Here is a 15,002-nt window from a genome sequence, read left to right as displayed (position 1 = left end):
GAGGCCACGCCCGGACCACACGGGCCTGGCCTCCGCGTCGTCGTGTCAGACCGTGGGCTAGAGCCGGAAGCTCTCGTGTCCCGAGTAGACGCACGTCGCCCCGGTCGAGACGGACTCCCGCAGGTGGGCCGCGAGACCGGGGTGGCGTTCGTCCAGCTTGCGCAGCGTGTCGCGGATGCGGGCGGTGACGGCCTTGCGGGCCCGTTCGGCTTCGTCGCCGAGCCTGCGGGTGCGGCCGGCCAGACCGGCGGCGGCACGCAGTTCCTCCAGCAGGGCGGCGCGTTCGCGGTCCAGGGCGGCGGCGCGGTCGTCGTCGAACGCCCGGTCGATCTCGTCGTCCAGTTGCTCCAGCCGCCGCCGGTAGCGGGCCTTCGCCTCGTCGTCCAGCACCGGGTCGCCGCCCAACCGCGCCGACGCCACCGCCTCCGGCGCGAGCAACGCCACCGCGGCCACCGGCTCGCCCGGGCTGCTCAGCAGCACGTGCAGATCGCGCAGGCCCTTGGAGTCCGGCAGCCGCACGGTGACCCCGTCGTACGACAACGCCCACACCTCCCCCTCACGCCGGAACTCGCGGGCGGCCCGCTCGGGCGACGGCAGCGACCCCGCCGCGCTCGGCTCCGACGGCGCGCCCTGCGCCCGCAACGCCTCCGCCAGGTGGCACCGCGCCCGCGACACCCACGGCCGGGCCCGCATCCGCTCGGCCGACCGCAGCGCCGCGGTCAACTCCTCCACCGCGTCGTCACACCGGCCGAGCGCCAAATCCACCAGCCCCAGCCACAGGTCCACCGGCCCGCTGATGTCGCACCCGTACAGCGACACCAGCCACTTGCCCCGGTGCGGCGCCAACTCCCCGCGCACCCGCGCCGCCAGCTCCCGGTCACCCGTCGCGTGGGCGAACTGGGCCCGGAACCGCAGCCACAGCGGCTCGAACGACGACTGGGACCGGTCGTCCTGGACGGGCTGCTCGACGTGGATCCGCGCGGTCGTCACGTCACCGCGCTCGAGGGCGGCGATGCCGGCCGGCAGACCCGGGTACGGGTAGTTGCTCGCGAGGATCTCGGGCGCCAACTCGTCCAGCTCGGCGAACTTCCCCTGCAACGCCAGCAACGCCCACCGCAGGTGCAGGTACATCATCCGGAACCCGGTGTGGTGGCTCGCGCCCAGCTCGATCGCCCTGGCCAGCAACGCCTCCGCCTCGGCGAACCGGCCCTGCATCGCGGCGATGATCGACTGGTCGATTGCGGCCGAGAAGTTGAACCGGCTCATGCCCAGCCGCTCCGACAGCGCGACGAACGCGTGCACCTGCTCGACGTAGCGCGGATCGCCCAGCTCCACCAGCGCCACCCACCGGAACGAGGTGGCGAAGTGCTCGACGGTGTGGTCGCCGCTGCGCCGCGACACGGTGATCAGCTCGTCGATCAACGCCAGCCGCTGCTCGGCGTGACCGATGCCCACAGTGGTGTCGTGCACCGCCCACAGACCTGAGGCCAACGCGTCGTCGTCCCCACCACCCCGTGCCGCCTCGGCGGCGTGCACGCTCATCTCCCGCGCCAACACCTCCGTCGGCACATCGGGCGCCGGCCCGATCAACCGGCAGTACGCCTCCCGCACCACCGCGGCGGCCTGGCCCTCGTCCTCGGCGAACCGGTAGACCGCCAACGCGATCCGGGCGAACGGCTCCGCGTCCTCCAGCTCCCGCGCCAACGCCGCGGCCTCGTCGAAGATCTTCCGCGCCTCCGCGGGCTCGGCGCAGTGGTACAGCTCGTTGCCGAGCTCCAACGCCACCGCGATCCGCCGCCTGGCACCCTCGGCCCGCTCCAGCGCGCGCCGGTAGTGCCCGGCGGCCTCCTCGACCGCCATCCGGCGGCTCGCGTCCCGCGCCGCCGCCACGATCAGGTCCACCGCCCGGTCGGCCGCCAACCGATCGCCGGCCAGGTGCGCGTGCCGGGCCAGGTCGGCCGGGATCACCTGGTCGGCGAGGTCGCCGTCCAACGCCCGCACCACGGCCGCGTGCCGCGCGTCCACATCGGACAGCGAACCGTACAGCGCCTCGCGCACCAGGTCGTGCGCGAACGAGAACCGGCCGCCACCCAACCCTTGCACCAGCCGTGCCTGCGCGGCCTGGTCGAGCAACCGGTCCACCGCCGGCACCGGCAGCGAGGCCGTGGCGGCCAGCACCTTGCGGTGGAACTCGTGCCCGAGCACCGCCGCCGTCGTCAACAGCTCGCCGACCTGCTCCGGCAACAACGACAACCGCCGACGCAACGCATCGCGCACACCGGGCGCGATCGACGTCACCGACCCACCACCGTGCCACAACCGCGCGGTCTGCTCGACGAAGAACGGATTACCGCCCGTGCGCAAGTGCACCTCGGCAGCCAACTCCGGCTCGGGCTCACGCCCCGCCGTGCGCGTCATCAACTCACCGACCTCGGCCGGCGACAACCCGGTCAACCCGACCGTCGTCGCCCGGCTGAGCAACGGCGTCATCAACGGCTGCAACGGGTGGTCCTCGGCGTCCACCTCGTTGTCGCGATAGGTGCCGACCAACAGCACCCGCTCGAACCACGTGTGCTGCGCCGCGAACTCCAACAACTTCAACGACGCCGAGTCCGCCCAGTGCAAGTCCTCCAGCACGACCACCACCGGCCGGTGCTGCGACACCGCCACCAACGCCGAGGTCACCGCGTCGTAGAGCGGGAAGCTCTCCAACCTGTGCTCCGACGGCGCCTCACCGAGCAACACCGCCAGCGGACCCCAGCCCACCGACTCCCACTCCTCGGCCACCACCGCCCGCCGCAACGCCCGGATCACCTGCACCCACGGCCAGTAACCGGGCGCGCTGTCGGAGTCCCAACACGACCCCCCGAGCACCAGCGCCCCCGCCCGCCGCGCCTGCTCCGCCGCACCGGTCACCAGCGTGGTCTTACCAATCCCCGCCTCGCCCGCAACCAGCACCAACCCGCCGTGGCTGCCTACCGCACGGTCGACTTCCGCGCTCAGCACCCCGGTTGGGTAGTCACGTCCGATGAGTCGCATGGCAGGGTGAAACTTAGCCCATCGGACCGACAACAGGCGCGCGTTCAGGCGATGTCCAGCCCACGAATTCGCTCACCTGTGCGAACGCCCCCGACACACCCCCCACACCACCGCCGCCTTCGCCAATTGAAGGGAGGGCTACGTGTCATCCCGCCGACCTGGCTCCGCCCTACTGCGTGTGTCAAGGGGTCGCGGGTTCACCTCTGCCCGCGGCGTGCACTGATGTCGCGCGCCCCTTGATGCGTGTGGTAGCCCGTAGGGAGGTCGGTGGGATGACACGAACCCCGACCAACAACGGGCCCGGCACCGAACCGCCCACCGGCCGTCATCCTGCTGATCTGCCCGTCCGGCGAGGACTCTTCATCTTTCAACCCCCGACTCACCCAACCGCTCGAACATCGCATCCACCGCACCCGGCAGCACATCCGGATCGCCGTCCGCCAACGCGTTCCCGGCCGCGAAGCAGGCCAACGCCAACTGCGGCGCGAGCACGGCCACCTCGGCTGACGCACCGCGCTCCAGCAGGTTGGCCCGGATGATCTCGAACAACCTGGCGAACTTGCGCGCCGCGCGGTCCCGCAACTCCGGGTTCTCCCGGAGCAGCCGCTCGTGCACGCGGTAGTGCTCACCGTCCGCCGTCAGCTCTCGGCACAGCTCCGTTGCCACCGCGCGCAACTGCGCCACCGCACCAACCAAGTCCGTGACCGGCGGCAACGCCCGGTGTCGTTCGCTCAGCGCCTCGACGATCGCCTGCTCGTCGGAGAACACGACCTCCTGCTTGTCACCGAAGTAGCGGAAGAACGTCGTGCGGCCGACCTCGGCCCGTTCGGCGATGTCGGCGACCGTCACGGCGGCGAACCCGCGTTCGGCGAACAGCTCGAACGCCGCCTCCACGATCTGCTCCCGCGCGCGCTGTTGCTTCCGCTCGCGCAGCGGCATCCGTTCCGACATGGGCCTCAGCATAGCGGCCCGGTACGAAGTCCGGTACGGTACTGAGTACCAGTTCGAACTACGTACCAGGAGTGACCATGGGCACCACTTTGATGACCGGCGCGAGCCGTGGGCTCGGCCGCGAGGCCGCCGAACACCTGCTCCGCCACCACCCGGACCGGCACCTGCTCGTGTTCAACCGCAAGCCCGGCCTGGCCGCCGAACTGGCCGCGGTCACCGGCAACCACAACGTCGCCGAGGTGGTCGGGGACCTGGCGTCGTTCGCCGACATCCGCCGCGTCGCCGCCGAGGTCGAAGGGCCGCTGGACGGGTTCCTGGGCAACGCGGGCCTGCAGATGGCGACCACCCGCGAGCTCACCGCCGACGGCTTCGAGATGACCTTCGGCGTGAACGTGCTGGCCTACCACCTGCTGCTGAACCTGCTCATGCCGCGCTTCACGAACCCGGCGCGGATCATCGTGGTCGGCAGCGACGTGCACGACGCCGACCTCAACACCATGGGCCTGATCCCGCCGCCGCGCTGGGACGACCCGCGCGAGCTCATCAAACCCGGCAAGGACTCCGGCAGGGAGGGCAGGCGGGCATACGCCACCAGCAAGCTGGGCGTGATCTACCTCGTCCACGCGCTCCAGCGCCGACTGCCCGCGGGCGTCGACGTCTACTCCTACAACAGTCCCCGAACACCTGCCTGCTGCGGATGTCGCCGCCGAGCGCCTCCATCGACCCGTCCGCCACCGGCCACGACGGCGCGCTGCCGTCGGAGTTGCGCCAGTTCTCCGTGCCACCACCGCCGTAAAGGACCACACGCTGAGCCGGCGCAACCGTCAGGTAGTCGAGGTTCACGTGCCCGACGTCCCCGCTGTCCACCCGGTACGCGATGGTGTTCGCGCCCGCCCGCAGGGTCAACGCCTCGGTGTGCGTGGCCCACGTGTCCCACGTCCCCGTATCGGCCAACGCCACCTGCCGGACCTTCACACCGTTGACGTACACGCTCACCGTCTTGGTCCCGGACGACGGGTTGGGCCCGTTGCTGTAGCGCAGCCCCACGTTGTGCGAACCTGCCGCCGCCGCGTTCACCGCGAACCGCGTGGTCGCACCCACACCCCCGTACCCGTCGACGAAACCGGACCCCGAGTAGCCGGTGTGGTCGGTGTTGAACCCCGCGCCGCCGGACAGGGCCGCGCTCTCGGCCTCGAACGACTGGGTGGCCGACGGCACGGCACCGACCAGGTTGTTGAGGGTGTACCAGGCCTCGGTGTTCCACAGCGGAACGCCGGTGTTCGACGAGAACGGCCGCGGCGAGCGCAGGTGCACCACCCGACCGGCCTTCAGGCCGTTGAGCTTCAGCGTGACCTTCCGACCATCCGCGGACACCGTCGCCGAGGCGACCGACAAGTTCTCCTGGTCCACCTTGGGCCCGCCGTACGTCGGCGCCGCCGCGTACCGCCACTGCGTGGCCCGGTACCGCCCGGCGAGCCCCGCCGCCGTCTCCGCCGACAACGGCTGGGTGTACTCGATCTCGAACCCGCCCGCGATCGCCCGCATCGCCAGCACGTCGAACGTCCGGCCGCCGTTGGGCGCGAGCTTCTGCAGCCCGTACAGCAGCTTGCCGTCCTGACCCCAGTTGCCGCCGTCCCCGATACCGCCGACGTAGATCGCGCCGTCCGGACCGAGGCTGATCCGGTTCACACCGGCCTCCAGCCCCTGCGTCATCCGGAACACCGCACCCTGGTACTCGCCGTTGACCTTCTCCAGGAACGCGCGCTGCAACCCGCCGTAGGTGACGTCGCCGAAGACCATCTGCCCGGCGTAGGTGCCCTGGGTGAGCTGGACGGGCGTGCTGGGGGAGTTGGCGATCTCGTTCTGCGGCAACCACAGCACCGGCGCGCTGACCGGCTTCGCGTCGAACGGGCCGGCCGGGTTGGTGTAGTGGTTGAAGAACCGGTCCTGCTTGATGTGCACCATCTTCGACGCGGGCAGGTAGCCGCCCTGGTTGTCGTTGACGAAGATGCCGCCCTCCGGACCCCAGCCGATCCCGTTGGGCGTGCGCAGGCCGCCCGCGATGTAGCTGACCTGCCCGGTGGCGCGGTCGACCTTCACCGTCGTGCCGCGGTTCGCCGCGGGCTGCGGGTTGGTCGTGGCGCCGCCCTCGTTGATCGCGACCGAGAGGCTGAGGTAGAACGCCCCGCTCTGGTACAGCAGGCCGAACGCGAACTCGTGGAAGTTGCCGCCGTAGGGCCACGACGCGACCGCGCGCGACTGGTCGACCACGTCGTCGCCGTTGGTGTCGGTCAGCTCGGTCAGCTGGTGCTTCTGCGACACGTAGATCTTGCCGTCGAGCACCTTCAGGCCCATCGGCTCGCGCAGGTTCGTCGCGATCCGCTTGGTGGTGACCCGGTTGGGCGACGTGGCGCCGGTGACGTTGCCGAGCACCCAGACCTCACCGGTGTCGGTGCTCTTGCCGTCCCAGGTGGCGATGGCCAGGCGGCCGTCGGGGAACCAGTCCATCGCGCTGACCCGCGGCTGGAAACCGGTGGGGCGCAGGGTGGTCAGCGCGTAGTCGGGGTGCACCGAGTCGAGCGGCAGCCCGTCGCCGGGCGAGTCGGAGCCCGTCGCGCAGTCCTTGCGGCCGGGCGCGGTGACCCGCACGACGTCCGCGTCCGTGCTGAGCACCGAGTTCGGCACGACCGTGAAGCCGGTGGCGCCGGGCGGCCTCCACTGCAACGTCAGCTGCTGCCCGCCGTCGCGCTCGAAGTGGTCGATCAGCAGCGAGTGGTAGCCGGTCGACAGCGTGACCGAGCCGTCCTTGGGATCCGGCCCGTGCAGCCCGTCGTGATCGACCACCACGGCGCCGTCCACGGTCAACCGCGACCCGTCGTCGCTGAGCAGGCGGAACGCGTAGCTGCCCGCCTGCGTGACGGTGAGGTTGCCGGAGACCTGCGCGACGAACCGGTCGGCGAACCCGAAGTCGGTGGTCGACGTCCAGTCGATGGTGGGCATGAGCTTGTCGACGTTGGGCGTCTGCGCCGGCTTGAGCGTGCAGAGCCGGTCCAGCGGCACCTGGACGTCGAAGACCCGCAACGTCACGCCGGGCTCTTGGGGCGGCACGGCGTCGCTGTGGGGATCGGCCGTCGCCGGCAGGCCCGAGCCGCTGATCAGCAGGGCCGCGGCTAACAGGCCGAGGGCGGGCTTGCGCGTCCGTCGCGCTGTCCATCTCATGATCGGTGCTCCAGGAGGGCAAGGACGACCACGCGGTGTCCGACGTCGTCGTCGCACGGTTGCAGGGCCCGCAACGGTAGGCGGCGGCCAGTGGTCTAGTCCAGAACTTTCGCTGATTCTGACCGCACTTTTGTCTGCTTCTTACACAAGTATCGGGAGGCTTTCTCCTCGCCGATCGCCGCCCTATGCTTCTGGGAGCGCTCCCAGGTCGCAGCGCTGCTCGTGCCCCTGCCAACGGCGGTGAAGGGACCAACGACGTGAGGTTGTTACTGCTCGTCTCGCTGATAGCCCTGACCCTCGCCCCACCGGCCGCGGCCGCCGCGCCGGGCGAGTGGATCGAGGCGGAGGGCGGCACCCTGTCCGGCGTCGTCGTTGAGACGTCCGTCGAGGGCTTCTCGGGCGCCGGTTATGTCGCCGGGTTCGACGAGGCCGCCGACCACGTGACCATCACGATCCCGGACAGCCCCGGCGGCCTGCACGACCTCACCGTCCGCTACGCCGCGCCCTACGGCCCGAAGCAGACGGCCGTCTCCCTCAACGGCACGTCCGTCGGCGAGGTGGCGCTGGCCGAGAACCCCGGCTTCACCGAGGCCACCGGCGCGAAGCTCCTGCTGGCGGAGGGCGACAACACGGTCACCTTCACCACCGGCTGGGGCTGGTACCTGATCGACGCGATCAAGGTGACGCCCAGCGCGCCTCCCGCGCCCGGCGTCCACGAGGCCGAGGACGGCGAGCTCGACGGCACCGTGGTCGAGTCGAGCGTGGCCGGGTTCTCCGGCCGCGGCTACGTGGCCGGTTTCGACACCGGCACGGACCACGTGACCATCACGATCCCGGACAGCCCCGGCGGCCTGCACGACCTCACCATCCTCTACGCCACCCCGTACGGCGCGAAGACGGCGTCGCTCTCGCTCAACGGCAGCGGCCTCGGCGACGTGCAGTTCCCCGAGCACCCGACGTTCACGTCGATCGCGGCGGGCAAGGTGCTGCTGCGCGAGGGCGACAACACGGTCACCATCACCAACAACTGGGGCTGGTACCTGATCGACGCGATCAAGGTGACGCCCAGCGCGCCGCGCGGTCCGCACCAGGTCACCGGCGCGTTGACCGACCCGGCCGCGACCGCCGAGGCCAAGGGCCTCATGCGCTACCTGGCCGACAACTACGGCGAGAACATCCTCTCCGGGCAGCAGGACCAGGCGAGCATCGACTGGGTCGAGCAGAACATCGGCGAGGCGCCCGCCATCGGCGGCTACGACCTGATGGACTACTCGCCGAGCCGGGTCGAGCGCGGCACCGTCGGCCGGGACGTCGACCACGCCCTCGCCTACGACCAGCGCGGCGGGATCGTCACCATGGCCTGGCACTGGAACGCGCCGTCCGGCCTGATCGACCAGCCCGGCAAGGAGTGGTGGCGCGGCTTCTACACCGACGCCACGACGTTCGACCTCGCCGCCGCGCTCGCCGACCCGACCTCCACCGACCACCGGCTGCTGATCCGCGACATGGACGCGATCGCCGTGCAGCTCAAGCGCCTCGCCGACGCCAAGGTCCCGGTGCTGTGGCGACCGCTGCACGAGGCCGAGGGTGGCTGGTTCTGGTGGGGAGCCAAGGGCCCCGGCCCGGCCAAGGAGCTCTACCGCCTGCTGCACCAGCGGTTGGTGGGGCACCACGGCCTGCACAACCTGATCTGGGTGTGGAACTCCGTCTCGCCCGACTGGTACCCCGGCGCCGACGTGGTCGACGTGGTCAGCATGGACTCGTACCCGCCGCAGGGCGACCACGGTCCGGTGATCGGCCCGTACGAGAAGCTGGTCGACCTCGGTGACGACCGCAAGCTGGTCGCGCTGGGCGAGGTCGGCTCCATCCCGGACCCCGACCTGGTCCGCGCCTACGAGGCCCGCTGGTCCTGGTTCGTCACCTGGAGCGGCTCGTTCATCCAGGACGGCGTGGTCAACCCCCGCGACTTCGTGCACCGCGTGTACGACCACGCGAACGTGATCACCCTCGACGAGCTGCCCGACTTCAAGAAGACCCAGGGCGACTGCTCCGCGACCATGCGCGTGGTGGCGCAGTGGGGCACCGGGCACCACGTCGAGATCACCGTGCGGCACCAGGAGAACTCGCCGTCCGCGGGCTGGCGGGTGAGCTGGCCGTTCCCGAACGGGCACGTCCGGCACGCCTGGGGCGCGATCATCACCACCGACGGCACGACCGCGACGGCCAGGAACGTCTCGTGGAACTCGGCGATCAAGCCGGGGGAGAGCGTCACGTTCGGGTACCTCGCCAGTGGCTCCCCGACAGCGCCTGCGTTGACTTGCGCTATCGGGTGATCACGTCCGGTGGACCGGCGGGAGCGAACAGGGGACCGGACGCGGTGTCCGCACCCACCTCCCGCCACCACCGGGCTTGTTCCGGTGTCGTGACGTCGGCGGCGCTCACCCCGACGCCGGCGTCACGCACCACCTCCAGCACACCGGCCAACGCCCGCGCCACCGCCGAACCGGGCCGCGCGGCGGGCGACTGCGCCATCCGCACCGCCCGCACCGGCACGCCGTCGAGCAGCCGCGCCAGGTCGTCCGGCGCGGCGGTGAAGTCCTCCACCTCCACGCCCACCCCGTCCTCGGCCAGGTACCTCAGGGTGTCGGCCGCGTCGCCGCGCTCGCCGAACAACGCCTGACCGGGCGCGCCGAGCCGCAGCGACGACGCGGGCAACCCGGTGTCGGACAACGCCTCGCGCACCGCGCCGTGCAGCTCCGGGCCCGCCGCCTGGCTCGAGGTCAACGCCCACCGCACCGGCAGGTCGCGGCCCTGCTCCCGCCGCCACGATCGGGCCTGCTCGCACGCCGCCCGCAGCGCCCACGCGTCCAGCGGCACGATCAGCCCGGTGTCCTCGGCCAGGGCGAGGCACTGCTCGTGCGGCAGCGCGCCCAACCTCGGGTGGTCCCACCTCAGCACCACCTCGGCCGACTCCACCCGCCCGTCCGCCAGCCGCACGACCGGCCGGTACAGCACCGTGATCTCGCCGTTCTCCCACGCGCCGGGCATGGTCGCGGCCAGGCTGAACGCCCGCCGGTCCCGACCGTCCTGCCCCGGGTCGGACAGCTCCCACTGCCTGCGCCCGTTGCCCTTGGCCCGCCGCAACGTGAGGTCGGCCGAGTCGAGCAGGTCCGACGGCGCCGAGTCGCGCGGCGGCCGGTGCACCACACCGATCGTGGCCGAGACCGCCACCCGCTCGCCGCCGGAGTGGAACGGCGCGGACAGCAGGTCGTTGATCCGGCGGATCGTGCTCACCACGTCGGGCGTGGTCGGGGTGTTCTCGATCAGGATCGCGAACTCGTCGTGCCCGAACCGGGCCACCATCGCGTTCTCCTCGGCCACCACCGCGCCCAGCCGGCCGGCGACGACCTTGAGCACGTGGTCGCCGACCTCGCGGCCGAGGCCGCCGGTGATCCGGGAGAAGCCGTCGAGGTCGAGGTGGAACACGCTGACACCCGTGCCGGGATCGGCCGTGCGCAGCGCCTGCTCCAGCCTGCTGGTGAAGTACTGGCGGTTGGGCAGCCGGGTCAGCACGTCGTGCAGCGCCTGGTGGTTGAGCTGGCCTTGCAGCAGGTTGACGTCGGTGGCGTCCTCGGCGAGCACGATCACCTGGGCGCGGCCTTCGAGCCGGCGCAGCGGCGACAGCGTGAGCATCACCCAGGCCGGCTCGCCGTCGCCGCGCAGCAGCCGGCGCGGCTGGGTGAACGACGCCGTGCCGCCGTCGGCCAGCTCGTCGAAGTCGGCGCGCAACGCCGCCCGCTCGTCCGGGTGCGCCAGCTCGAACAGCGACAACCCGGCCAGCTCGGCGGGCGGGCGGTCCACGATCCGGGCCAGCGCGCCGTTGGACCGCACCAGCCTGCCGTCCGGGTCGGCGGTCGCGATGCCGGTGGACAGGTGGTGCTCCAGCAGCTCGAACCTGGCCTCGCTGTACTGGAGCTCCACCTGCGCCTCGCGCATCGCCTTGTACAGCGAGCGGCCGAGCTGCTCCTGCTGGGTCAGCACGGTGGCGCGGGTCTTGTCGACGAAACCGGCCGACAGCGAGGCGATCACGTCGACCACGCGTTCCCGCAGCTTGTCCGGCGGCGCGAGGGCGGGCATGCCGAGCAGGCCCTTGCTCACGATCTCCACCGAGACCCGGAGCGCCTCGGCGGTGGTGCAGTTCAGGTCGACCAGCGCGTCGCCGACCTCGCGGCCGGCGCGCTGCGCCAACGACTCGGTCGCCACGCCCGCGCACAGCCGTTCGACCAGCCCGAGCAGCTGCCGTTCCAGCTCGACGACGGTGAGCGGGACGAACGTGCGGGAGCTGAGCAGGTAGGCCCACTTCTTGGCCAGCTTCGTCCGGGCCCGCAGCCCGTCCGCGTCCTGGGGGAGCGCAGCGGTCATCAGCGGCCCCCGGCCACCGGCTCACGACCCGGCTCCGGCTTGCGCCCGACGCCCGCCCAGACCTGGTTGTTGTCCTCGGCCCGGTCGGCGATGTCGCCCGCGCCACCGGGCCGCCACAGCGCGTGCCCCACCACGCCCGGCTCGACCAGCTCGTAGCCGTCGAACAACTCCGTCACCTCGGCGTGCGTGCGGTACACCAGGTTGTCCTTCGACCTGCTCTCCCGCACGGTGGCCGCGGCACGCCGCATCGTCTCCGCGCGGTGGTCGGCGGTGGCGTGCGAGATCACCATGAAGCTGCCCGGCGCGAGCCGGTCGCGGTACCGGGCGAGCAGCTCGCCCGGCTCCTCCTCCGGCCGGACGAAGTGCACCACCAGCAGCAGGAGCAGCGCGACGGGCTCGTCGAAGTCGAGCAGGCCGGTCACCTCGGGCCGGCCCAGCACGTCCTCCGGCTCGCGCAGGTCCGCCCGCACCGCAGCGGTGTTCGGGTCGTCGGCCAGCAGCAGGCGGCTGTGCGCGATCGCGACCGGGTCCTTGTCGACGTAGACCACCCGGCAGTCCGGCGCCACCTCCTGCGCGATCTCGTGCACGTTGCCCACGGTGGGTATGCCCGAGCCGATGTCGAGGAACTGCCGCACGCCGCGTTGGGCCAGGTAGGTCACCGCACGGCGCAGGAACGACCGGTTCAGCCGGACCAGGTCGCGCGCGCCGGGCAGGACTTTCACCATTTGATCGCCCATCGCCCGGTCGACCGCGAGGTTGTGCGCGCCGCCGAGCAGGTAGTCGTAGGTCCTGGCCACGCTCGGCACGGTGGTGTCGATGCCCTCGGGCACCCAGTCCAAGTCGCTCATGGCGCGCTCCGGGCTTTCGCGAATCGGTCGGGGGACGGGCGGACCATGACATCCAACAGCCTGTGCCGGGCGGACACCAGCGGATTCGACAACTTAACTCCAATGCGCGATCCCGCCGGGCTCCGAACGGCGCATAGAGTGCACGCCGATGACCGTCAGCGCGAATGCCGGTGACACCGGGAAAACCGAGGTACCCACGGTTCCCGGCCGATTACCCCTGCTCGGGCACACCGCCGCCGTGCTGCGACAACGGCTCGCCTTCACCGCCCGGTCGCGGACCCACGGCTCGGTCGTGCGGGTCTACCTGGGCAAACTCCCGCTGCACTTCGTCACCACCGCCGAATTGGCGCACCAGGTGCTCACCGGCGACACGGACAAGTTCGACAAGGGCATCTTCGTCGACAAACTGCGGCGCGCGTTCGGGAACGGCCTGGTCGGCACCGACGGTGAATTCCACCGCCGCCAACGGCGGATGATCCAACCGGCGTTCCACCGCCGCCCGCTCACCCGCTATTCGGAGACGATGACCGCACTGGCCGCCGAACCGGCGAATTCCTGGCGGGATGGACAAGTGCTGGAACTGGACCGGGTCATGCAGGACCTCGCGATCACCGTGGTCGGCCGCACGCTGTTCTCCACCGACTTCGGCCCGTCGGTGAGCGCCGCTTCGACCGGGCCGTGGCGCACGTGCACCGCGTCGTGGACGACGTGGTCGACTCCGCCCGCGGCGACCGGGACGACCTGCTCTCCGCGCTGCTCGACGCCCGTGACGAGAGCACCGGCGCCGCGATGGACCGGCAACAGGTCCGCGACGAGGTGGTCACCCTGCTCACCGCGGGCACCGAGACCACCGGGATCGCGCTGTCCTGGCTGGTCCACGAACTGGCCGCGAACGCCGAGGTGGAACGCCGGGCGCACGCCGAGGTGGACGACGTGCTCGGCCGCCGTGCCGCCACGGTCGACGACCTGCCCCGGCTGCCGTACCTGCACCGCGTGATCACCGAGGTGCTGCGCCGCCACCCGTTGTGGCTCATGCTGCGGCGCGCCAACACGTCGGTCTCCTTGGGCGGCGTGCGGTTGCCGGCGGGCACGGAGGTCGGCTTCAGCCCGCACGCGCTGCACCACGATCCCCGCTACTACGACGACCCGGCGCGGTTCGACCCCGACCGGTGGCTGCCCGAACGCGCCGCCGCCGTGCCCAAGGGCGCCTACGTGCCGTTCGCCGTCGGCCTGCACCACTGCCCCGGCCACGCGTTCGCGCACCTCGAGATCGCGATCGTCGCGGCCACGCTCGCCTCCCGTTGGCGGCTCGTGCCCGTGCCGGGCGAACCCGTGAGACCCAAGGTGATCGGCCTGCTGTACCCGAACCGGCTGCCGATGACCGTCCGCCACCGCCGTTCCGCTCCCTGATGGAGGTCGTCCTTCTTGCGGTACTCACTCGCCGCCTGCCTGGTGACGCTCATGGTGGCGTCGTCGCTGACGTCCGCGTCCGCCTCGACCGCCGCCACCTGCCGTGACGTCGACGCGCCGGTGACCGTCCTCGGCCACCGTGAAGTCGTCCACGGCACGCTGTGCACGCCGGTCGCCGGCGCCGCGACCGTCCAGGTGCTCATCCCCGGGTCCACCTACAACAGCTCCTACTGGGACTTCCCGGACGGCAGGCACTCGTTCCGCGCCGCGCAGAACGCCGCCGGGATCGCCACCTTCGCCGTCGACCGGCTCGGCACCGGCCGCAGCTCGCGGCCCCTCGCCGTGACGCTGACCGCGTTCGCGCAGGCCGACGCCATGCACCAGGTCGTGCGGGGCCTGCGGGCCGGCGCCTACGGGCCGCGGTTCAGCCGGGTCGTCATCGGCGGACACTCGCTCGGCGCGGCGATCGCCGTGGTGGAGGCGGGCACTTACCGCGACGTGGACGGCGTGCTGCTGACCGGCATGACGCACCGGGTGAACCCGGCCGGCGTGGCGGCGGCGTTCGCGAACTTCCGGCCGGCCAACGTGGACCCGAAGTTCGGCCTGCTCCACCCGCTCGGCTACCTGACCACCGCGCCCGGCACCCGGTACGCGAGCTTCCACGCGCCGGGTGAGTTCGTGCCGGACGTGATGCGGCTGGAGGAGGCCACGAAGGACGTGTTCTCGCCGGCCGAGGCCACCGACGGGCTCGGCGTGGCCGTGCTGCTGCCGTACAGCCTGCTGATCGACGTGCCGGTGATGACCGCGGTCGGCTCGCGCGACGCGGCGGTGTGCGGCCTGCTCGCCACGGACTGCTCGACGTCGGAGACGCTGCACGCGGCCGAGGCGCCGTACTTCCGCGGCCCGCTGCGGGCGTACGCGCTGCCCGGCTACGGCCACTCGATCAACCTCGCGCCCGACGCGCGGGACTACTACTCGGCGGTCTCCTCCTGGGTCTTGGAGGAGGTGGGGCGCTGACCGGTGGGCACTTCCGCCCACACCACCTTCCGATCCTCGTGGTGGTCGAACCCCCAGCGCACGGACAGCCGGTTGACCAGCAGCAGCCCGGCGCCC

Annotated in this window: 8 protein-coding genes and 2 pseudogenes; 5 read left to right on the top strand and 5 right to left on the bottom strand. The window is 71.7% G+C overall.

All coding sequences use genetic code 11. The annotated features are described in order from the left end of the window. Positions 1-57: 57 nt before the first annotated feature. Together LNK82_RS17445 and LNK82_RS17440 are read right to left on the bottom strand one after the other, a co-directional pair. The gene (locus tag LNK82_RS17445; RefSeq protein WP_230568041.1) at positions 58-3,039 is read right to left on the bottom strand and encodes an ATP-binding protein; all 2,982 of its coding nucleotides are present in this window, start codon (positions 3,037-3,039) and stop codon (positions 58-60) included. A gap of 360 nt (positions 3,040-3,399) precedes the next feature. Next, a complete protein-coding gene (locus LNK82_RS17440) occupies positions 3,400-3,990 on the bottom strand; it encodes a TetR/AcrR family transcriptional regulator (RefSeq protein WP_230568040.1) in 591 nt (196 codons plus the stop codon). A 77-nt stretch (positions 3,991-4,067) separates the two neighbouring features. Between LNK82_RS17440 and LNK82_RS17435 the strand changes: the two are divergent. After that, a pseudogene (locus LNK82_RS17435) lies at positions 4,068-4,406 on the top strand (SDR family NAD(P)-dependent oxidoreductase); the annotation flags it as partial. 127 nt (positions 4,407-4,533) lie between these two features. On the opposite strand, the gene LNK82_RS17430 reads toward LNK82_RS17435, so the two are convergent. Further along, positions 4,534-7,209: a PA14 domain-containing protein gene (locus LNK82_RS17430; RefSeq protein WP_230568039.1), complete on the bottom strand. Its 2,676-nt coding sequence runs from the start codon at positions 7,207-7,209 to the stop codon at positions 4,534-4,536. Positions 7,210-7,466: 257 nt separating this feature from the next. Between LNK82_RS17430 and LNK82_RS17425 the strand changes: the two genes are divergently transcribed. After that, positions 7,467-9,542 carry a glycosyl hydrolase gene (locus LNK82_RS17425; protein WP_230568038.1) on the top strand — a complete coding sequence of 692 codons (2,076 nt, stop codon included), beginning with the start codon at positions 7,467-7,469 and terminating at the stop codon, positions 9,540-9,542. Here the strand turns inward: LNK82_RS17425 and LNK82_RS17420 are convergent. Both LNK82_RS17420 and LNK82_RS17415 read right to left on the bottom strand, forming a co-directional pair. After that, entirely contained in the window at positions 9,532-11,631 is a 2,100-nt protein-coding gene (locus tag LNK82_RS17420; protein ID WP_230568037.1) for a putative bifunctional diguanylate cyclase/phosphodiesterase, read from the bottom strand. The two genes, LNK82_RS17425 and LNK82_RS17420, sit on opposite strands and share 11 nt — an antisense overlap. Continuing rightward, on the bottom strand, positions 11,631-12,479 hold the full coding sequence (locus tag LNK82_RS17415; protein ID WP_230568036.1) for an SAM-dependent methyltransferase: 849 nt from the start codon (positions 12,477-12,479) through the stop codon (positions 11,631-11,633). The genes LNK82_RS17420 and LNK82_RS17415 overlap by 1 nt, the downstream gene beginning before the upstream one ends. A gap of 148 nt (positions 12,480-12,627) precedes the next feature. Between LNK82_RS17415 and LNK82_RS47725 the strand changes: the two are divergent. The 3 genes and pseudogenes from LNK82_RS47725 to LNK82_RS17405 form a co-directional block, all read left to right on the top strand. After that, positions 12,628-13,068: pseudogene (locus LNK82_RS47725) on the top strand (cytochrome P450); the annotation flags it as partial. 89 nt (positions 13,069-13,157) lie between these two features. Further along, positions 13,158-13,889, top strand: a complete 732-nt coding sequence (locus LNK82_RS47720; RefSeq protein ID WP_308257228.1) for a cytochrome P450 — start codon at positions 13,158-13,160, stop codon at positions 13,887-13,889. 15 nt (positions 13,890-13,904) lie between these two features. After that, the gene (locus LNK82_RS17405; protein ID WP_230568035.1) at positions 13,905-14,906 is read left to right on the top strand and encodes an alpha/beta hydrolase; all 1,002 of its coding nucleotides are present in this window, start codon (positions 13,905-13,907) and stop codon (positions 14,904-14,906) included. The last annotated feature ends 96 nt before the right edge of the window (positions 14,907-15,002 follow it).

Source organism: Saccharothrix luteola (genome assembly GCF_020859565.1).
Taxonomy (GTDB): domain Bacteria; phylum Actinomycetota; class Actinomycetes; order Mycobacteriales; family Pseudonocardiaceae; genus Actinosynnema; species Actinosynnema luteola.
This window is presented reverse-complemented; position numbering and strand designations above follow the sequence as displayed.

Excerpts from the sequence above, each read along its gene's own strand:
- LNK82_RS17445 (WP_230568041.1), bottom strand. The coding sequence starts at position 3,039 with ATGCGACTCATCGGACGTGACTACCCAACCGGGGTGCTGAGCGCGGAA.
- LNK82_RS17440 (WP_230568040.1), bottom strand. The coding sequence starts at position 3,990 with ATGTCGGAACGGATGCCGCTGCGCGAGCGGAAGCAACAGCGCGCGCGG.
- LNK82_RS17430 (WP_230568039.1), bottom strand. The coding sequence starts at position 7,209 with ATGAGATGGACAGCGCGACGGACGCGCAAGCCCGCCCTCGGCCTGTTA.
- LNK82_RS17420 (WP_230568037.1), bottom strand. The coding sequence starts at position 11,631 with ATGACCGCTGCGCTCCCCCAGGACGCGGACGGGCTGCGGGCCCGGACG.
- LNK82_RS17415 (WP_230568036.1), bottom strand. The coding sequence starts at position 12,479 with ATGAGCGACTTGGACTGGGTGCCCGAGGGCATCGACACCACCGTGCCG.